Annotated in this window: 13 protein-coding genes; 7 read left to right on the forward strand and 6 right to left on the reverse strand. The window is 60.4% G+C overall.

The window, feature by feature from the left end; translation table 11 throughout:
- The first annotated feature begins 70 nt into the window (after positions 1-70).
- Together B5M06_RS10340 and parC are read left to right on the forward strand one after the other, a co-directional pair.
- Positions 71-2,050 carry a DNA topoisomerase IV subunit B gene (locus B5M06_RS10340; protein WP_054066505.1) on the forward strand — a complete coding sequence of 660 codons (1,980 nt, stop codon included), beginning with the start codon at positions 71-73 and terminating at the stop codon, positions 2,048-2,050.
- A 118-nt stretch (positions 2,051-2,168) separates the two neighbouring features.
- Complete coding sequence (parC, locus tag B5M06_RS10345) at positions 2,169-4,556, forward strand: DNA topoisomerase IV subunit A (RefSeq protein WP_054066504.1); 2,388 nt, start codon at positions 2,169-2,171, stop codon at positions 4,554-4,556.
- Between the two features lie 1,030 nt (positions 4,557-5,586).
- On the opposite strand, the gene B5M06_RS10350 is transcribed toward parC, so the two are convergent.
- Positions 5,587-7,740, reverse strand: a complete 2,154-nt coding sequence (locus B5M06_RS10350; RefSeq protein ID WP_054066503.1) for a TonB-dependent receptor — start codon at positions 7,738-7,740, stop codon at positions 5,587-5,589.
- A 268-nt stretch (positions 7,741-8,008) separates the two neighbouring features.
- On the opposite strand from B5M06_RS10350, the gene B5M06_RS10355 reads away from it, so the two are divergent.
- Positions 8,009-8,389, forward strand: coding sequence for a RidA family protein (locus B5M06_RS10355; protein ID WP_054066548.1), 381 nt, complete (start codon positions 8,009-8,011; stop codon positions 8,387-8,389).
- Here B5M06_RS10355 and B5M06_RS10360 read toward each other — a convergent pair.
- A complete protein-coding gene (locus B5M06_RS10360; RefSeq protein WP_054066502.1) occupies positions 8,386-9,375 on the reverse strand; it encodes a nuclear transport factor 2 family protein in 990 nt (329 codons plus the stop codon). The genes B5M06_RS10355 and B5M06_RS10360 overlap by 4 nt on opposite strands.
- 335 nt (positions 9,376-9,710) lie before the next feature.
- Here B5M06_RS10360 and B5M06_RS10365 point away from each other — a divergent pair, with 335 nt between their 5' ends.
- The 3 genes from B5M06_RS10365 (at position 9,711) to mqo (ending at position 12,075) form a co-directional block, all read left to right on the forward strand.
- The gene (locus B5M06_RS10365; protein WP_054066547.1) at positions 9,711-10,016 is read left to right on the forward strand and encodes an antibiotic biosynthesis monooxygenase family protein; all 306 of its coding nucleotides are present in this window, start codon (positions 9,711-9,713) and stop codon (positions 10,014-10,016) included.
- Positions 10,017-10,139: 123 nt separating this feature from the next.
- The gene (locus B5M06_RS10370; RefSeq protein ID WP_240183905.1) at positions 10,140-10,517 is read left to right on the forward strand and encodes an AraC family ligand binding domain-containing protein; all 378 of its coding nucleotides are present in this window, start codon (positions 10,140-10,142) and stop codon (positions 10,515-10,517) included.
- A 67-nt stretch (positions 10,518-10,584) separates the two neighbouring features.
- Positions 10,585-12,075, forward strand: coding sequence for a malate dehydrogenase (quinone) (gene mqo / locus B5M06_RS10375; protein WP_054066494.1), 1,491 nt, complete (start codon positions 10,585-10,587; stop codon positions 12,073-12,075).
- Positions 12,076-12,188: 113 nt separating this feature from the next.
- Here mqo and B5M06_RS17015 read toward each other — a convergent pair whose 3' ends face one another.
- On the reverse strand, positions 12,189-12,416 hold the full coding sequence (locus tag B5M06_RS17015; RefSeq protein WP_134192523.1) for a hypothetical protein: 228 nt from the start codon (positions 12,414-12,416) through the stop codon (positions 12,189-12,191).
- A 52-nt stretch (positions 12,417-12,468) separates the two neighbouring features.
- Between B5M06_RS17015 and B5M06_RS10380 the strand changes: the two genes are divergently transcribed.
- Positions 12,469-13,125: a YybH family protein gene (locus B5M06_RS10380; RefSeq protein WP_162777415.1), complete on the forward strand. Its 657-nt coding sequence runs from the start codon at positions 12,469-12,471 to the stop codon at positions 13,123-13,125.
- Between the two features lie 107 nt (positions 13,126-13,232).
- Here B5M06_RS10380 and rpoD read toward each other — a convergent pair whose 3' ends face one another.
- The 3 genes from rpoD to flhC form a co-directional block, all read right to left on the reverse strand.
- Complete coding sequence (rpoD, locus tag B5M06_RS10385; RefSeq protein WP_054066492.1) at positions 13,233-15,713, reverse strand: RNA polymerase sigma factor RpoD; 2,481 nt, start codon at positions 15,711-15,713, stop codon at positions 13,233-13,235.
- Positions 15,714-16,253: 540 nt separating this feature from the next.
- Positions 16,254-18,221 carry a DNA primase gene (gene dnaG, locus B5M06_RS10390; protein WP_054066491.1) on the reverse strand — a complete coding sequence of 656 codons (1,968 nt, stop codon included), beginning with the start codon at positions 18,219-18,221 and terminating at the stop codon, positions 16,254-16,256.
- Positions 18,222-18,334: 113 nt separating this feature from the next.
- Positions 18,335-18,880 carry a flagellar transcriptional regulator FlhC gene (gene flhC / locus B5M06_RS10395; RefSeq protein WP_054066490.1) on the reverse strand — a complete coding sequence of 182 codons (546 nt, stop codon included), beginning with the start codon at positions 18,878-18,880 and terminating at the stop codon, positions 18,335-18,337.
- Positions 18,881-18,904 lie beyond the last annotated feature (24 nt).

The following is an 18,904-nucleotide window of genomic DNA, read 5'->3' on the forward strand; positions in this document are numbered from 1 at the left end:
CCGGAGTCGACGATTGGTTACTGTGAATTTATCCAGCACTGAGCTGTGGCCGGAACTACAATCCGCCCCCATGGCAGCTAAACCCTCTACTTCTGCATCCGCCTATTCGGAAGGCTCAATCCGTGTTCTCAAGGGCCTGGAGCCCGTCAAGCAACGCCCCGGCATGTACACCCGCACCGACAACCCCCTGCACATCGTGCAGGAGGTGATCGACAACGCGGCGGACGAAGCACTGGCCGGATACGGTAAAAAAATCAAGGTCACATTGCACAGCGACGGCTCCGTCAGTGTGGAAGACGATGGCCGCGGCATTCCCTTTGGCCTGCACCCTGAAGAAAACGCTCCCGTGGTGGAGCTGGTCTTTACACGCCTGCACGCTGGCGGCAAGTTCGACAAAGGCAATGGCGGCGCGTACAGCTTCTCCGGCGGTCTGCACGGCGTGGGCGTCTCGGTGACGAACGCTCTGGCCACGCGCCTGGAAGTGACGGTGCACCGCGACGGTCAGGTCGCTTCTCTGGCCTTTGCTGGCGGTGATGTGGTTGAACCCTTGACCACCCGCGACATGGCCAGCGGCGACCGCAAGCACGGCACCACGGTGCGTGTGTGGCCGGATGCCAAATACTTTGACAGCGCCAACCTGCCCATGCATGAGCTGGTGCACCTGCTGCGCTCCAAGGCCGTGCTCATGCCCGGTGTGAGCGTGACGCTGACCAACGAAAAGAACAAGGACGTTCAGCAGTGGCAGTACAAGGGTGGCCTGAAGGACTACCTCTCGCAGACGCTGAATGCCGACCCCGTCATCCCGCTGCTCGAAGGCGAAGCTTATGCCGACAAGCACAGCGACACCTTCAGCGAAGGCGAAGGCGCCGCCTGGTGCCTGGCCTTTACCGAGTTGGGCACGCCCGTGCGCGAAAGCTATGTGAACCTGATTCCCACCACCGCAGGCGGCACGCATGAAAGCGGCCTGCGCGATGGTCTGTTCCAGGCTGTGAAAAGCTTTATCGAGCTGCATGCGCTGCTGCCCAAGGGCGTCAAGCTCATGCCTGATGACGTCTTCGCCCGTGCCAGCTTTGTGCTCTCGGCCAAGGTGCTGGACCCGCAGTTCCAGGGCCAGGTCAAGGAAAAGCTTAACAGTCGTGACGCCGTGCGTCTGGTCTCCAGCTTTGTGAAGCCCGCCATGGAGCTGTGGCTCAACGCCAATGTGGAGCACGGCAAAAAGATTGCAGAGCTGGCCATCAAGGCTGCCCAGACCCGCCAGAAAGCGGGTCAGAAGGTGGAAAAGCGCAAGGGCTCCGGCGTGGCCGTGCTGCCCGGCAAGCTCACCGACTGCGAAAGCCGCGACATCTCCGTCAATGAAGTGTTTCTGGTGGAGGGCGACTCCGCCGGTGGTTCGGCCAAGATGGGCCGCGACAAGGAAACCCAGGCCATCCTGCCCCTGCGCGGCAAGGTGCTCAACACCTGGGAAGTGGAGCGCGACCGCCTGTTTGCCAACAACGAAGTGCACGACATTTCTGTAGCGATTGGCGTAGACCCCCATGGCCCCGATGACGAGCCTGACCTGTCCGGCCTGCGCTACGGCAAGATCTGCATCTTGAGCGATGCGGATGTGGACGGCTCCCACATCCAGGTGCTGCTGCTGACACTCTTCTTCAAGCACTTCCCCAAGCTCATCGAGACAGGCCATGTCTACATCGCCCTGCCGCCGCTGTTCCGGGTGGACGTGCCTGCGCGCGGCAAAAAGCCTGCGGCCAAGGTCTATGCGCTGGACGAGGGCGAACTGAACGCTATCCTCGACAAGGCCGCCAAGGAAGGTGTGGCACGCGAGAAGTGCCAGATCAGCCGTTTCAAGGGCCTGGGCGAGATGAACGCCGAGCAGCTGTGGGAAACCACCCTCAACCCCGACACGCGCCGCCTGCTGCCCGTGCAGGTGGAGGATCTGGACCTCGCCACTTCCGAGCTCATCTTCGGTCAGCTCATGGGCAAGGGCGAAGCCGCCGCACGCCGCGAGCTGATGGAACTGCACGGCAACGATGTGGAAGTGGACATCTGAGCCCGTGCCCGCCACGGCCTGTCGCCTTTTTCTTTTTTCAGCAGCAGTGCGCCACCATGCGCACTGCCTTATCTGACAAGGCTTGCTGCCCCGGCAGCAGCCCACCCCCGACATACGTATGAGCGATCAACCCGAAGTCGAAGCAGTTCAACCCTCTACCGTAGCAGCACCTTTGCTCGATCTGGCCACGCAGGCCGCCGGTGATGCGCTGGAGCTGGGCCAGTACGCCCGCCGTGCCTATCTGGAATACGCGCTGAGCGTGGTCAAGGGCCGTGCCCTGCCTGATGTGGCCGATGGCATGAAGCCCGTGCAGCGCCGCATTCTGTACGCCATGGGCCGCATGGGCCTGAGCTACTCCGGCACCAACAACAACACCCCTGCCAAGCCCGTCAAATCCGCCCGTGTGGTCGGTGACGTGCTGGGCCGCTTTCACCCCCACGGTGACCAGTCTGCCTACGACGCGCTGGTGCGCATGGCGCAGGACTTCAGCCAGCGCTACCCGCTGATTGACGGCCAGGGCAACTTCGGCAGCCGCGACGGTGACGGCGCAGCCGCCATGCGCTACACCGAAGCGCGCCTGAGCAAAATCACCACGCTGCTGCTCGATGAAATCGACGAAGGCACGGTGAACTTTGTGCCCAACTACGACGGCTCCACGCAGGAGCCCCAGCAGCTGCCCGCACGCCTGCCCTTTGCCTTGCTCAATGGCGCCAGCGGTATTGCTGTGGGTCTGGCCACCGAAATCCCCAGCCACAACCTGCGTGAAGTGGCCGATGCCTGCGTGGCGCTGATCAAAAAGCCCGCCATGCTGGACGATGAGCTGTACGCCCTGATTCCCGGCCCGGACTACCCCGGCGGCGGCCAGATCATCAGCAGCGCGGCAGACATTCGCCATGCCTACAGCACCGGCCGCGGCAGCCTGAAGGTGCGCGCACGCTGGACGATCGAAGAGCTGGCGCGCGGCCAGTGGCAGATGGTGGTCAACGAACTGCCGCCCGGCGTGTCGGCCCAGAAAATCCTGGAAGAGATCGAAGAACTCTCCAACCCCAAGGTCAAGGCAGGCAAGAAGGCGCTGACGCAGGAGCAGCAGCAGCTCAAGGCCACGGTGCTTTCCGTGCTCGACAGCGTGCGCGACGAGTCCAGCAAGAGCGCCCCCGTGCGTCTGGTGATCGAGCCCAAGACCAGCAAGACCCCGCAGCAGGAGCTGATCACCATCTTGCTGGCCCACACCAGCCTGGAAACCTCGGCCAGCATCAACCTCACCTCCATCGGCCTGGACGGCAAGCCCGTGCAGAAGTCGCTGCGCCGCATGCTCGAAGAGTGGGCGGCCTTCCGCCAGCAGACCATTACCCGCCGCTCGCAGCACCGTCTGGAGAAGGTGCAGGCCCGCATCCACATTCTGGAAGGCCGCCAGATCGTGCTGCTCCATATCGACGAGGTGATTGCCATCATCCGCGAGAGCGACGAACCCAAGGCCGCGCTGATGGCCCGCTTTGACCTGTCCGAGCGCCAGGCCGAAGACATTCTGGAAATTCGCCTGCGCCAGCTGGCCCGTCTGGAAGCCATCAAGATCGAGAAGGAACTGAACGAGCTGCGCGAAGAAGAAGGCAAGCTGCAGGACATTCTGGCCAACCCCAGGAGCCTGCAGCGCCTGATGGTCAAGGAAATCGAATCCGACGCCAAAACCTTTGCCGATGAGCGCCGCACGCTGATTCAGGAAGAGAAAAAGGTGGTCGCCGAAATCAAGGTGCCCGATGAGCCTGTGACCGTCATCGTCTCGGAAAAAGGCTGGGTGCGCACGCACAAGGGCCACGGCCATGAGGCAGGCAACTTCAGCTTCAAGGCGGGCGACCAGCTCTGGGGCACCTTCGAGTGCCGCACGGTGGACCAGCTCATCGTCTTTGGCAACAACGGCCGCGTCTACAGCGTGGCCGTGGCTACGCTGCCTGGCGGCCGTGGCGATGGCCAGCCCATCAACACCATGATTGACCTGGAAGCAGGCACCCAGATTGCCAGCTACTTTGCAGGCCCGGTCTCGGCCCAGCTGCTCATGAGCGGCAGCGGTGGCTACGGCTTTGTGGCCAAGGTGGAATCCATGCTGGCCCGCAACAAGGGCGGCAAGGCATTCGTCACCATTCAGGACGGCGAAACCCTGTGCCAGCCTTCCATCATCGGCGGCACCAATGGCAGTACCCCGCTGCCAGATGCCACCCATGTGGCTTGCCTGACCACGGGCGGCAATGTGCTGACCTATGCACTGACCGAACTCAAGACCATGAGCGGCGGCCGTGGCCTGCAGCTGATCAAGCTGGAAGACAAGGACGCGCTGGCCGGTGCTGCAGCCTATACCCGCTCGGTACGCATTACCGGCGTGGGCCGGGGGGGCAAGGCCAAGGAGGAATCCCTGGAAATCCGCTCCCTCAACAACGCGCTGGGCAAGCGTGGTTCCAAGGGCAAGGCCACGGGCTGGACGTTCAAGCCCAATGGCATTTTCCGCGTTGAGTAAATTTGATAGCTGGTAGCGCTTGCTGGACGGGCGCTATAGGCCAAAAAGGCTGTTAATCCTGTAAAGGGTTGGCAGCCTTTGTTTCTTCTTCCTTGCTTGTGAGAGAGAGGGCTTTTCTCCCTCGCCCGCTTGCGGGAGAGGGTAGGGGTGAGGGTGGGGTTGACTCCTTCCCCCGCTGGGGGAAGGTAGGGATGGGGGCCTTTGCATCCACTCCTCGCCCCTCTGGGGAGAGGTTGGGAGAGGGGCTTTTCGGCTTCTTGCTTCCGATTTGTGTGGTGTGCCTCTGTTGAGTGAGGGAGCCGGATCTCGCCCCGGCAGGCGAGTCACTTTTTGTAGCGACAAAAAGTGACCTTCACGCTTGCGTGGGGCGGAACTCATATTGCGAAGCAATGTGAGTGCAGACCAAAAAGCGCGTCTGCGACGCTTGTCCGGCGAAACTCACTTCGCTCCTTCGTCGCTCCGTTCAAACAGCCGCCGGAAATTTGAATTTTTATGACGAGGCACGCCAGTCTTGCAGCTGGCGTGCGGTGGTGCACAAGCGCTGCGCCTTGAGCTCCCTCTCCCGCTTGCGGGAGAGGGCTGGGGTGAGGGTGCATGCTTTCCTTCCCCCGTTGGGGGAAGGCAGGGATGGGGGCCACAGCCCCGCTGGAAGCAGGCAGCCAAGCGCTGCACGACAGACAGTCGCCAGTTTTATGCGTGAAATATGGTTCTAGCGCTTATGCAGCAAGCGCTGGCTGCTATGGATTTGGTATTTACTCCCTCTCCCGCTTGCGGAGAGGGCTGGGGGTGAGGGGGCATGCTCTCCTTCCCCCGCTGGGGCGGTACATGTCAAGATAGTTGTCGCGTCATTTATGCCGCTAGACGTATTTTTTTGATAGCTATTAGCGCTTGCTACATAAGCACTAGAGGCCAAAAAGGCTGCAAACGCTTGGGGGCGTCTGCTACCTTTGGTGTGGGCAGATTCCAGCTTTACCCGCTGCAGTCAGCAGAGGACCGCAGCGGAGCACATGCCTTGCTTGCTTAGCGACTCTTAGAACGACACAGTGCCTGAGACGCGGAAGGTGCGCGGTGCACCGGGCATCACAAAGCCGTCACCAAACATGCCAATCCAGTAGTTCTTATTGGTGGCGTTTTCCACGCTGGCATTGAAGCGCACGGGGGTGGTGCCGAACTTGGTGTCGTACTTGGCCATCAGGTCGATGCGGTTCCAGGCGGGGGCGCGCAAGGTGTTGGCGGAGTTGACCCATTGCTGGCCGGTGTACAGCCAACGGCCGCCCACGGTCAAGCCTTGGATAGGGGTGGCCCAGTCCGCACCAATACGGGTACGCAGTTTGGGAACACCGAAGTTTTCCTTGCCCGTATTGACTTGGCGCGACTTGATGTAATCCACACCGCCGAGCAGCGTCACGGTCGAGGTGAGCTGGCCCGATGCACTCCATTCCACGCCCGTTAAGCGTTGTTCACCATCAGCCACTTGGTTGTTGGCACTGTCGGTGATGAGCGAGGGTTTTTCAATGCGGAAGGCACTCACGGTGTGGGTGACTTGCTGCGACTGGAACTTCACACCCACTTCCGACTGTTTGGTTTGCATGGGGGACAGGGCTTCGCCTGCATTGGCGTAGCCCGCACCCACGATGCTGCCGGGTTGCAGGCCTTCGCTGTAGTTGGCAAACAGCGAGATTTGCTCACCCCAGGGGCGCACCACGATGCCCGCCATGGGCGAGAGTTGGCTTTCGCTGTAGTTGGAGGATTTGGTACTGATCAGCGGGGTTTTCACCGTTTGGTAGCGCGCTCCCAAGGTGAGCAGCACCTTGTCGTTGGCAAAGCCCATCACGTCAGCCAAGGCGATGGAGGAGAACTCGCTTTCGTTTTGATAGCCCTTCCACTGGGGTGCAGCCGGGAAGGTGGGCTGCACGGGGTTGTACATATTGGTGGTGTAGCAGTAGTTGCAGGCCGTGTTGTACGAACCGTCCTCGGTTTTGAGGATGTTGTACGACACTTGCATGCGGTGCTGTACATCGCCGGTGTTGAACTTGCTGATCAAACCAGCTTCTGCTGTACGGCGCTTGGATTGGGCGTGCACGTTGTAGATGGCACCGCGGGTGGTGCCGTCGGCCTGGGTGACTACAGCACGTGTGCCGAACAGCAAGCCTTGGCCTTCCGATTGGGAGCCACCGGCTGCCAGATAGCCTTGCAGATTGGGCGTGAAGTCAAACTCTGCACGCGCCAAAGCACCGCTGTTGGTGTATTCGCCGTGGGTGCCTTGGAACAGGTTCACATCACCCTTAGGAGGAGCCAGTAACTGGCCAACACCCTTGATGGCACCTACGCCCGTGAAGTTGAACATAGCCGGACTGCCACCATCGATCTTGGTGGTGCTGTCATACACATCCAGCGACAGGCGCGCACGGTCGCCCATGTAGTCCAGACCCAGCGCGCCCACACGGCGTTTTTGGTCTTCGCCTTCGGCGCCCATTTCGCCAGAGCCGTACACGCCGTTAAAGCGAATGCCCAGGCGTTGCTCTTCGCCAAAACGCTTGCCTACATCGGCATGGGCTTGCAGATAGCCATCAGACACCCAGGTGGTGGTCAGCTCAGCAATCGGCTGGCTCAGCGCACGCTTGGTGACCATGTTCACAGAACCGGCCACGCTGCTTTGGGGTGTCATGCCAGAGAGCAATACGTTGGGGCCACGCATGACTTCGACGCGCTCAAACATTTCAATCGGCACGGAGTTGGCGGGGGCAATGCCGTACAGGCCGTTGGTGGCAATGTCCATGGCATTCACATCCAGACCGCGCAGATTGAAGTTCTGCAGCAAGTGGCCCTTGTTGGTGGTGAAGACCACCGCGGCATCGTTCTCCAGCACGTCTTGCAGGGACAGGGCAGACCAGTCTTCGGCCAACTCACGCGTATAGGCATTCACATGCACGGGTGCATCCATGGTGGAAGTGGCGCCCAGAATACCCAGACGTGCGCCCTTGGCAGTCTTGCGGCCGGGGGCCAGGGCAGGCAGGTCTTCGCGTTCGTACTGGTCACGCACCTGGACGGTGGACAGGGTGGGTGCGTCTTCAGCACTTGGCGTCGTCGAAGTTTGTGCGTGTACGCCTGTGGTGAGGCAGGTGGCAATGACTGCTAAGCCAATAGCGCTGCGTTTGCAAGGAGAAGCAATGGAGGTCAGCATAAGTAGATTTGTAAATGAGATTACTTCTCAATTGTATTTATTTGTTTGCTTGGCTGAAAACCTTTGGGTAAACACCATGCTGATCGCGTCTGTATGTGCAGGTGTCTTGCTTGTTCCTGTCAGCGTGTTTTTGATAGCTAGCAGCGTATGCTGTGATTGGCTAAAAGGGTAAAAGCCTGTTTGATCGCAAGCGCAAACAAAGTGGCTTACCCTCCGATGTTTTATGAATACGAAGGGCGCTGCTACCAGCGATGGCAGCGCATTGGATATGACCATCTCCCAATCCGGCCCCATTACCCGCCACTATGTGGGCCAGCGCCTGTCTGAAATTGCCATCCACAACGGCACGGTGTATCTGGCAGGCCAGGTGCCTGAAAACAACCCACAGGGCGATATGCGCACCCAGACCACGGAGGTGCTGGGTCATGTGGAGCGTCTGCTCCTTGAGGCTGGCAGCAGCAAGGCGCACATCCTGTCGTGCCAGATCTTTATTCGTGACCCCAAGGACTTTGATGTGATGAATGAAGTCTGGGACGCCTGGGTCGTGCCCGGTCACACCCCCCCACGCTGCACGGTGCTCGGCCCCACCATTCACCCGGACTGGCGCATTGAGGTGGTGGTGACTGCCGCCCAGATCACTGCGGCTTAAGGGCTGGTGAATTCGCGGGTGATCAGCCACTTGTCGCCTTCGCGCTGCAGCTCCAGGGTCTTGCGGTCGTTGGACTGGTAGTTGTCTGCGGTGTAGCGCTGGCGGAAGGTGGCGGTGGCACGGTTGCCCTGGATCTGGACTTTCAGATCACTGATGTCCACCTTGATAAAGCCCTTGTCCTCAATGCGTGCGCGGCGCTCTGCTTTCCAGGCGGCCAGACTGCCTTTGAGGGGCTTGAACTGTTCGCTATAGGCGGCAAAGTAGCGCGCCAGGTTCTGGCTGGCCCAGGCGTCGGCCCAGTCCTTGACGGCATGCTCCACCGCAATGCTGAGGGCATGGGGGCTGTTCTGCTGGGGCTGCGCCGCTGCAGGGCTGGCAGGCTGGGCGCTGGCCGCAGCTGGGGCTTTCTGCTGCGTGCGAGCAATAGAGGTGCGGCCGTCGGGGAAGATTTGCTGAATCATCGCCAGCTTGGCGGGCAGGCCGGTGCGCATTTCGTCCAGCGAGACGGCCTTGTTATAGGCTTCGTTGGCCAGCAGGGTGTACATGTCGCCCAGGTTTTCGTAGCCGGAGGCGTAGTAGGGGTCAATGCGCACGGCCTGCTGCAGCAAGCTGGCGGCCTGCACCAGGTCACCCTGCGAGGCATAGAGCACGGCCAGGTTGTTATACGGCTCTGGCAGGTTGGGAAAGTCCTTGATCAGCGCGTTAAAGATCTGAATGGCTTCCGGGTAATTTTTCTGCTCGGTGGCGATTACACCCTGCGCAAAGCGTTCGCGGGCCTGCTCAAAGGCAGAAGCCTGCATCTGGGGGGAGGACGTGCTGGATGCCGTGGGCTGCGGCACGCTGGGCTGCTGCGAGGCGCTGGCGGCAGTGGCCGATGCATTGTCTGCAGCGTGTGCCAGCAGCGGAAGACTGAGCAGGCTGGCCAGCGCAAGTGCGCGAAGTGGCTGAGGCGCAAGGCCAGCTGCGCGCGTGGGGGCGTGGTGCATAAAAACTTTCTGTCTGTTGTTCTGAGTGTCAGCTCTGAGGCCGGAATGCCCCAGACTGTGAAGCAATGGGGTGGTGCTGCGTGCAGTGTGAAAACACTATTGGTTACAGGCAGTTTTGTACATAGGCAAATTCTGAAATTTGCCTTCCACAGCCTTGGTTTTTGGCAGCGGTAAATTCTGATTTTGGTTTTGCGCTGCTCCAGCGGTCCGCTGCCCCCCGGCAAACGGTATGCAATACGGTATTTTCTGGCTGCCCATGTGCGATGGGCAGCGCGGTCTACTTCCTGGCTTGCGCACGGCGGTTGCGTGAGCCAGAGCAGAAAGAAAGTATTGCCATGATTATTGAAGTCACCACCCTCCATATCCACCCCGGCCAGAATCAGGCATTTGAGGCCGCCATCACACAGGCGGCCCAGTCTTTTATTGCGCCGTTTCCCGGCTGTCTGGGCTACAGCATTCGCCGCTGCATCGAAGAGCGCAGCCAGTACGTGATTGAAATCCGCTGGAAGACGCTGGAGGACCACATGGAGGGTTTTCGCAAGTCCAAGGTGTTTACGGCCTGGCGCGCGGCCATCAGCGAGCATTTTGCGCAAGCACCCGGCACTTTTCACTATGAATGCCTGGAGCAGTACAGCGCCTGAACCACTGCGGATACATTGCGGCAAAGCCCTGGATGGCGGTTCAGCCTGGAGCATGGCTGTGAAATACTGTAAAAACAGTAGCTGAAACCGATTGATAGAAAGGCGCTAGCAATGATCCGATGCGTGAAACTTTTTACCGGCCCCGATGGCAAGTCGCACTTTGTGGATGGGCATATTGATCTGCCCGGCGGCGAGCGCGGTGACTTCATCAGCAGCGTAGTAGGTGCGCGCAGCATTTCGTTTCGTGAGACGGGGCAGGGCGGCAGCTTTGACTGGCATACGGCCCCGGCCCACCAGTTTGTGCTGACCCTCAGCGGCACGCTGGACTTTGAGATGCCCGATGGCAGCAAGGTGCGTATCAACCCCGGTGATGTGCTGTGGGCTGATGACACCGTAGGCCAGGGCCACCGCTGGCAGCTGGTGGATGACCAGCCCTGGCGCCGCGCCTATGTGATTTTTGCTGAGGGGGTGCAGGTGCCGTTTGTGCCTGCACAGGCCTGAGCTGGCGCAAGCGTTCACCATGCCCCGCCTATGGCGGGGCTGTTTGCAGCAGAAACTGATCTGATTTATGACCTCTTCCACACAGACTGATGTGTTGCTGATTGGCGCAGGCATCATGAGCGCCACGCTGGGCACCTTGCTCAAGGAGCTGGAGCCTTCCTTGTCCATCACCATGGTGGAGTCGCTGGACGACTGCGCCCAGGAAAGCTCGCATGGCTGGAACAACGCAGGCACAGGCCATGCGGCCAACTGCGAAATGAACTACACGCCTGCGCGTGCCGATGGCAGCGTGGACATCCACAAGGCGCTGGAGGTGAACACGGAGTTTGACGTGTCCCGCCAGCTGTGGAGCTACCTGGTGCAAAAGGGCCGCATTCCAGACCCGCAGGCATTTATTCACCCCTGTCCGCACATGAGCTTTGTCTGGGGCGAGGAGAACGTGGCCTATCTGCGTGCACGCTACAAGGCCATGGCGGCCCACCACTGCTACCGTGGCATGGAGTACAGCGAAGACCGCGCGCAGATTGCACAGTGGGCACCGCTGATCATGGAAGGCCGCGCGGATGGCCAGCCTGTGGCGGCGACGCGCATTGTCAGCGGTGCCGATGTGGACTATGGCGCACTCACCCATCTGCTGGTGGCGCAGCTGCGCCAGCAAAGCGGTGTGGAGGTGCAGTACCACCAGCATGTGGATCATCTGGAGCAGCAGGAAGATGGCCGCTGGCTGGTGCGCTGCAAGCACACGCAGACGCACGTGCACCAGAGCATCAGCGCCAAGTTTGTGTTCATTGGTGCAGGCGGCGGGGCGCTGGAGCTGCTGCAGAAGTCCGGCATTCCGGAAGGGCACGGCTACGGCGGTTTTCCGGTCAGCGGCGTGTGGCTGCGCTGTGATGTGGAGGACATTGCAGATCGCCACCAGGCCAAGGTCTATGGCAAAGCCCCACACGGCTCGCCACCCATGTCTGTGCCGCACCTGGATACACGCATCATTGGCGGCAAGAAGTCGTTGCTGTTCGGGCCTTATGCGGGTTTTTCCACGCGCTTTCTCAAGCAGGGTTCACTGAGTGATCTGTTCCGCTCGGTGCGCCCCGGCAATGTGCTGCCCATGCTGGATGTGGCCAAGGACAACTGGGAGCTGAGCGAATACCTGATCTCACAGGTGCTGATGAGCGAAGCGCACCAGTTCGAAATGCTCAAGGACTTTTACCCGCAGGCGCGCTCCATCGACTGGAGCAAGGCCGTGGCCGGTCAGCGGGTGCAGATCATCAAGCCAGGCACGGACAAGCTGGGCACGCTGGAGTTCGGCACTGAGCTGATTGCGTCTGGCGACAAATCGCTGGCAGCGCTGCTGGGTGCTTCGCCCGGTGCATCCACGGCCGCCTATATTGCGCTGCAGGTGCTGCAAAAGTGCTTTGACCAGCAGCTCACGCCCGATGGCTGGCTGGGCAAGCTCAAGACCATCATCCCTACCTACGGGGTGGACCTGCGTGAAGATGCGCAGGCCTGCTTTGAAACGCGCCAGCGCACGGCTGCGCTGCTGAAGCTGGAATACGTGTAAGCAGCAGGCTCGCGCTGTGCACGCACCCAAGGGCAGCCACTGTGGCTGCCCTTTTTTGTCTGCACTGCACCACTGCCCGGGTGGATAGGGAGGTAGCTGGGCAGCGCAAAGCCTTACATTTGCGTTGATGCCCTGCGTGCGGAATCGATGTTTGCAGATAGGGTTTCCGTTTTATCCGGATGGTTGCCGATGCGGCTGTAGCAAGACGCATCGCACATTGATTGCTGAAAGTTCCTGCTTATGCCTTTTGCTTGCGTTGTTTCCCGGGCTGCTGCCCCACATGCTGCTTCACGGCTGGTGCATGCGCTGGCTGTTTCAGGGCTGGTCTGTGCAGCGGTCATTGCTGGCACCAGTCGTGTTGCTGCAGCAGAAGGGGTGCAGACTGACAACACCATGGATGCTGTCACAGTCACCGGCCAGCGTGCCGAGCCGCGGCATGTGATGGGCACGCGCGAATACATTCTCATGCTGGAGAATCTGGGCGACCTGCACACGCGCATGGCCGCGCAGGTCTATGGTGAGGCCACGCAGCTGGATGCCACGCGACCCTCGCTGGCATCCAAGCTGGCGCTGGTGGAGCAGGTGCTGGCCAGCACGGGCATGGGGCTGCCTGCTGCGTCTGCACCCCGTATGGTGGTGAACAGCCCAGTGGCGCAGCCTGTGCAGCAGCCCAGCGCGGCGGCGGTGGGTGTGCCCGCAGACGGCAAGCAGGCCATTGCAGATGTAATGGCTGCTGTCATGGCATGGGCACGGGCCTGGGAGCAGCAGGACATGCCTGCCTACTACGCGGCCTACAGTACAAGGTTTGAGCCTGCGCAGGGCACGCCACTGGAGGTGTGGAAGCAGGAGCGGCGCGAACGCATTGTGGGACGGCCTGGCATTACCGTGGACTTCAATGATCTGCGGGTGCAGGTGGACGGCAGCACGGCTACGGCCAGTTTTCACCAGAACTATGCATCGGGAGAGTACAGATCCAGCGCTCGCAAGAGCCTGCAGCTGCAGCAGGAGGGTGGCCAGTGGCGCATTGTGCGTGAGGAGTCTGGCAGCTGATGGTTTGCCATTGGCAGTCGCCAGACATTGGGCGTAAAAAAGGAGACCCGGGGGTCTCCTTTGTGTTGGGGCCATTGCCTGCCCGTCAGAGGGCAGGAGCCATAGCTTTACAGCGAGTCAATAAAGCTGCGCAGCTTGTCCGAACGGCTGGGGTGCTTGAGCTTGCGCAGGGCCTTGGCTTCGATCTGACGGATACGCTCACGTGTCACGTCAAACTGCTTGCCCACTTCTTCCAGTGTGTGGTCGGTAGACATTTCGATACCGAAGCGCATGCGCAGCACCTTGGCTTCGCGGGGGGTGAGGCCGTCGAGGATGTCCTTGACCACATCGCGCAGGCCGGCCTGCATGGCAGCGTCCACGGGTGCGGTGTTGTTGGTGTCCTCGATGAAGTCGCCCAGGTGGCTGTCGTCATCATCACCGATGGGCGTCTCCATGGAGATAGGCTCCTTGGCGATCTTCATGATCTTGCGGATCTTGTCCTCGGGGATGTCCATCTTCTCGGCCAGGATGGAGGCGTCAGGCTCAAAGCCGAACTCCTGCAGGTGCTGGCGCGAGATGCGGTTCATCTTGTTGATGGTCTCGATCATGTGCACAGGGATACGGATCGTGCGGGCCTGGTCCGCGATGGAGCGGGTAATGGCCTGGCGGATCCACCATGTGGCGTAGGTCGAGAACTTGTAGCCGCGGCGGTATTCGAACTTGTCCACGGCCTTCATCAGGCCGATGTTGCCTTCCTGAATCAGATCCAGGAACTGCAGACCACGGTTGGTGTACTTCTTGGCAATCGAGATCACCAGACGCAGGTTGGCCTCGATCATCTCCTTCTTCGCAAAACGGCTGGCGCGTTCGCCATCGTTCATGCGCTTGTTGATGCTCTTGAGCTCATCCAGAGGCACAACCACGCGCGCCTGCAGGTCGATCAGCGACTGCTGCAGTTCCTGCACGGCAGGAATGTTGCGCGACAGCACATTGCTCCAGGGGTGGCCGCCAGCTGCCTGCTCTTCGACCCACTTGAGGTTCAGCAGGTTGGGGGGGAAGCTCGCAATGAACTTCTCCTGAGGCATGCCGCACTTGTCCACGATGATCTTGCGCAGCTCGCGTTCCTTCTTGCGCACGTCATCCACCTGGTTACGCACCAGGTCGCACAGCTTCTCGATGGTCTTGGCGGTGAAGCGGATGGTCATCAGCTCTTCAGTGATGGCCTTCTGCACCTTGATGTAGTTGGCAGAACCCCAGCCTTCCTTGTCGTAGGCCTTGCGCAGCTTCTCGAACAGGTCAGCAATCTTGTCAAAGCGCGACAGGGCTTCGTTCTTGAGTTCTTCCAGCTTCTTGGTCAGCGCCTTGGAGCCGCCCTTGCCGTCGTCATCGTCTTCTTCGTCGTATTCGTCGAAGTCTTCTTCGGCCACGTAGTCATCGTTTTCGTCGGCGTTCACAAAGCCGTCCACGATGGTGGAGATGACGACCTTGCCTTCGCGGATTTCCGCGGCCATGCCCAGCACTTCGGCAATGGTGGCAGGGGAAGCCGAGATGGCTTCCATCATGTCCATCAGGCCGCCTTCGATGCGCTTGGCGATTTCAATTTCGCCTTCGCGGGTCAGCAGCTCCACGGTGCCCATTTCACGCATGTACATGCGCACGGGGTCGGTGGTGCGGCCGAATTCGGAGTCCACGGTCGACAGCGCAGCTTCGGCTTCTTCTTCCGCTTCTTCTTCGGAGGTGGCCGACTGGCCGGTGTTGTTCAGCAGCAGGGTTTCCGCATCGGGAGTCTGCTCGTACACAGCCACGCCCATGTCGTTCAACATGGAGATCACGACTTCCAGCGTTTCAGCATCGACCAGCTTGTCGGGCAGGTGGTCGTTGATTTCAGCGTGGGTCAGGTAGCCGCGGGTCTTACCCAGCTTGATCAGCATCTTCAGACGCTGACGGCGGGTGTTCATTTCTTCTTCAGTCAGAACGGTTTCGTCCAGACCGAATTCCTTCATCAAGGCGCGTTCCTTGGCCTTGCTGATCTTCATGCGCAGCGGCTTGGCCTTTTCGGTGGGGCTGGCTTCTGCGACCTCGGCTTCGGGTTCTGCTTCAGCTTCCAGCTCCAGATCGGCATCAAAGTCGCCCAGGTCTTCGTCCAGATCGCTGGGTTCCTTGGCCTTGGGCTTGCGGCCGCGCTTGGCAGGTGTCTTGGTGGCTGCTGTCTTGGCAGCAGCAGTCTTGCTTGCAGCCTTCTTGGCTGCAGGCTTCTTTTCTTCCACAACCTCTTCGGCTACGACAGCTTCCTTCTTGGGAGCAGCGGCCTTCTTGGCTGCAGGCTTTTTAGCGGGAGTAGCGCCATCAGCGTCGGCTTTTTTCTTGCCGCGCTTGGGAGTAGCTTCTGCCAACAGGGCATCGGCCATTGCTTTGAGTTCTGCTTGGGACAGGGTCGCCATATCGGAATCTTTCTTGGAAGCAGCCGCTTGAGCCTTGGTGGCTGCGGGCTTCTTCACAGCGGCTGGTGCTGCAGCCTTGGTGGCTGGCTTGGCACTGGCTGCCGTGGATTTGGAAGTTTTGGGCTTGGCTGTAGCGTCTGGCGCCTGCTTGGACTTTGCAACGGGCATGGATACCTCTTGGTCAAAAGCGAACACACACAAAGGGGAAAACGCAAGCGCCATCTAACCCGGCGCATCAACGTGCCATGGGCACGCGCAGGAGCGAACGGCTCCTGTCAGGGCAAGATGTCTGGGCGATCATTTGGTGTGCAGTCCTTGCGGAAATTGGGCCATGCAATTGCTGCCAACACGTGATTCCATCACGGGGCCCGGGCCGGAGGTGCTGCTGTCGCTCTTGCCAGTAATTGATCAATTATAGCGTTTGGCAGAAATTGCAAGAGGTAAGCGCATTTTTTTCGTAAATATTTTTAGAGGCGCAGGCTGGCGCTGAAGTTTTTTGCAGCAAGTGCTTGTTGCATCAGCAGTTTTTGGTGTGCTTGCAAAGAGCGTACAGACGCGGTCAGGTCTGGCGCAGCGCCAGAAATAGGGGGTTGATGGAGCTTTCTATGAAAAAAATAGCTTCTTGCGCTTATCAATCAAGGGTTTCAGATATTTTTCTATCTGAAGTGCCCAGTATTTCAGCGCAAGAAGCTATCTTTTTTGTGTGACTCAGTTGCCCTGCATGCTGGGCGTAGCCTGCAGGCGGCTGCGGCGCTCGAGCAGGCTGCGGTAGCGCTCGGCCACGCTTTTGTCGCTGGGGTTGGCGGCCAGCGCCATGAGCAGCTCGGTCTCCAGCTGCTTGATGCGCTTGGCCAGCATGGGGCTGAGGATGTTGCGCAGTTCCTGGTACTGCTCCTGCTCCTCGCCTTCCGGGTGGCCGTGCGGGCCGCTCATGAGTTGCAGCGCCAGCGCACCGTGCGGGGTGGCGCTGATGCGGTCATGGAGCATGGCCCAGGGCTGGGGACCGTTTTCCTGGAACTGGCTTTCAATCCAGCTGAACAGCGGGCCGTGCGGTGCGGGCAGGTTGACGAGGGTGTCCAGATCGTCATTGTCCAGCCGCTCCATGAAATGCATCTGCGACAGCAGCAGGCGCACGGCCTGATCTGGCCCGGTGGAGGGTACAACGCGCGGCTCGGCCATCATGGGGCGCTGCTCTGTGCGCTGGAATTTGCCATTGCGCCGACCCGTATAGGTGCTGCGCTGGGTGTAGTAGGGCGCGTTGCTGCCCGAGGGCGCAAATTCACTGACCCAGTCTGGCGCGCTGGCACTGGCTGCTGCTGGCGCAGCCGTGCTGTGGCTGGCACTGCTGGCGCTGCCGCGCTGAAAGCGTTTTTCCTGGGCTTCGGCCTGGGCCCAGAGTTCAGACAGCTCGCGCGCGTCGATCTGGATTTTCTGGGCAATCTCACCGAGCACCAGGCGCTTGAAGGCGCCGTCAGGCAGCAGGCGCCACAGCGGGCGCGCCTGGCTGGAAAACTTGGCGCGGCCCTGGGCCTGGCCCAGATCGCATTCCATGCTGGCAGCTTCCATCAGGAACTGGTTCAGCGGCAAGGCATTGGAGACATGGCGGGCAAAGGCATCGCTGCCGTGCTCGCGGATAAAGCTGTCGGGATCGTGCTCGGCCGGCAGGAACAGGAATTTGATGCTGCGCGTGTCGCTGGCGTAGGGCAGGGCTGCCTCCAGCGCCTTGCGTGCGGCATTGCGCCCGGCCTTGTCGCCGTCAAAGCTGAAGACGATGCTGTCGGTAAAGCGAAACAGCTTGTGCACGTGGTCAGGCGTGCAGGCTGTGCCCAGTGTGGCCACGGCGTTGGGAAAGCCCAGCTGTGCCAGGGCCACCACGTCCATATAGCCTTCGGTGACCAGTGCATAGCCCATGCTGCGCAGGGCGTCGCGCGCCTCGAACAGGCCGTAGAGTTCGCGCCCTTTGTGAAACAGCGGGGTTTCGGGCGAGTTCAGGTATTTGGGTTTCTCATCGCCCAGCACGCGCCCGCCAAAGCCGATGCACAGGCCTTTGACGTCCCGGATGGGGAACATGATGCGGTCGCGGAAGCGGTCGTAGCGTTTGCCGTCTTCACCGCTGATGACCAGGCCGGATTCTTCAAGCTGCGGGTCGTCATATTCCGGAAAGACACTGGCCAGATTGCGCCAGCCAGCCGGGGCATAGCCCAGACCGTACTTGCTGGAGATAGCGCCTGACACGCCACGGTTCTTGAGGTACTGCACCGCATGGGCGCTGGCCTTGAGCTGGCTGCGGTAGGCCTCGCCTGCGCGTTCGAGCACATCGTTGAGGGTGGCCTGCTTGACCTTGGCAGCGGCCTGGCGCTCACGCTCCTGGGGGCTGATGTCTTCCTGCGGCACCACCATGCCGATCTGGCCAGCCAGATCGTTAACGGCTTCCACAAAGCCCATGCCGGCGTGGTCCATCAGAAAACTGATGGCATTGCCGTTCTTGCCGCAGCCAAAGCAGTGATAGAACTGCTTGGAGGGGCTGACACTGAAGGAGGGCGATTTTTCTCCGTGAAACGGGCACAGGCCCATGAAGTTGGCACCGCTTTTTTTCAGCTGCACATAGCGGCCCACCACGTCGACAACATCAACGCGGGACAGAAGCTCTTGAAGAAAGGATTGGGGAATGGACACGGGCGCTATTGTCCGGCATCGCTGCCCAGCCGGGGTGGCTGGCAGGGTTTATCCAGAAAAAAAGCCCACCAAGCGGTGGGCTGTCAAGAAGGGGAAAGGGGGGAAGCGCGTGCTCAGTGCAGCATCAGTGCGCCTGCGCTCTTGCTCTTGCCAGCGCGTGCGGGAGGGTTGCACAGGCCGCATTCGTAGTGGCGCGCGTTTTCATAAAGTTCTGTCACGAACATGCCGCTGCACTTGCTGCACTTGGTGCGGGTGAGCATGTTGGCATCCACAAACTTGATCAGACGCCAGGCGCGGGTGAAGGACAGCATGCATTCCAGATTCGAGGCCTGCACCTGCTCGGTATAGAGGCGATAGGCCTTGGTCAGAATTTCCACCGAGTCCGCATTGACGCCCTTGGACATGTATTCATAGATGTTCAGGAACAGCGAGCTGTGGATGTTCTCCTGCCAGGTCAGGAACCAGTCGGTGGAAAAAGGCAGCTGTCCCTTGGAGGGGGACTTGCCGGCGATTTCCTTGTACAGGCGGATCAGGCGTTCGTAGGAGAGGGAGGTCTCCGACTCCAGCACCTGCATGCGCGCGCCCATCTTGATGAGCATGGCGGCACGTTCGATTTGCTTGGATTCGTTCAGAACGCTCTTGGTTGCTGCTGTAGCCATGGTGGTGTGCTCCGTATCGCCGAT

It is taken from the genome of Comamonas kerstersii (assembly GCF_002056725.1).
In the GTDB taxonomy this organism is placed as follows: domain Bacteria; phylum Pseudomonadota; class Gammaproteobacteria; order Burkholderiales; family Burkholderiaceae_C; genus Comamonas; species Comamonas kerstersii.

What these genes read in the sequence shown, in the direction of transcription:
- B5M06_RS10340 (WP_054066505.1), top strand. Translation starts at nt 71, where the DNA reads ATGGCAGCTAAACCCTCTACTTCTGCATCCGCCTATTCGGAAGGCTCA.
- B5M06_RS10380 (WP_162777415.1), top strand. Translation starts at nt 12,469, where the DNA reads ATGGATGCTGTCACAGTCACCGGCCAGCGTGCCGAGCCGCGGCATGTG.
- B5M06_RS17015 (WP_134192523.1), bottom strand. Translation starts at nt 12,416, where the DNA reads ATGACCGCTGCACAGACCAGCCCTGAAACAGCCAGCGCATGCACCAGC.
- flhC (WP_054066490.1), bottom strand. Translation starts at nt 18,880, where the DNA reads ATGGCTACAGCAGCAACCAAGAGCGTTCTGAACGAATCCAAGCAAATC.
- B5M06_RS10350 (WP_054066503.1), bottom strand. Translation starts at nt 7,740, where the DNA reads ATGCTGACCTCCATTGCTTCTCCTTGCAAACGCAGCGCTATTGGCTTA.
- parC (WP_054066504.1), top strand. Translation starts at nt 2,169, where the DNA reads ATGAGCGATCAACCCGAAGTCGAAGCAGTTCAACCCTCTACCGTAGCA.
- B5M06_RS10360 (WP_054066502.1), bottom strand. Translation starts at nt 9,375, where the DNA reads ATGCACCACGCCCCCACGCGCGCAGCTGGCCTTGCGCCTCAGCCACTT.
- mqo (WP_054066494.1), top strand. Translation starts at nt 10,585, where the DNA reads ATGACCTCTTCCACACAGACTGATGTGTTGCTGATTGGCGCAGGCATC.
- B5M06_RS10365 (WP_054066547.1), top strand. Translation starts at nt 9,711, where the DNA reads ATGATTATTGAAGTCACCACCCTCCATATCCACCCCGGCCAGAATCAG.
- rpoD (WP_054066492.1), bottom strand. Translation starts at nt 15,713, where the DNA reads ATGCCCGTTGCAAAGTCCAAGCAGGCGCCAGACGCTACAGCCAAGCCC.
- B5M06_RS10355 (WP_054066548.1), top strand. Translation starts at nt 8,009, where the DNA reads ATGACCATCTCCCAATCCGGCCCCATTACCCGCCACTATGTGGGCCAG.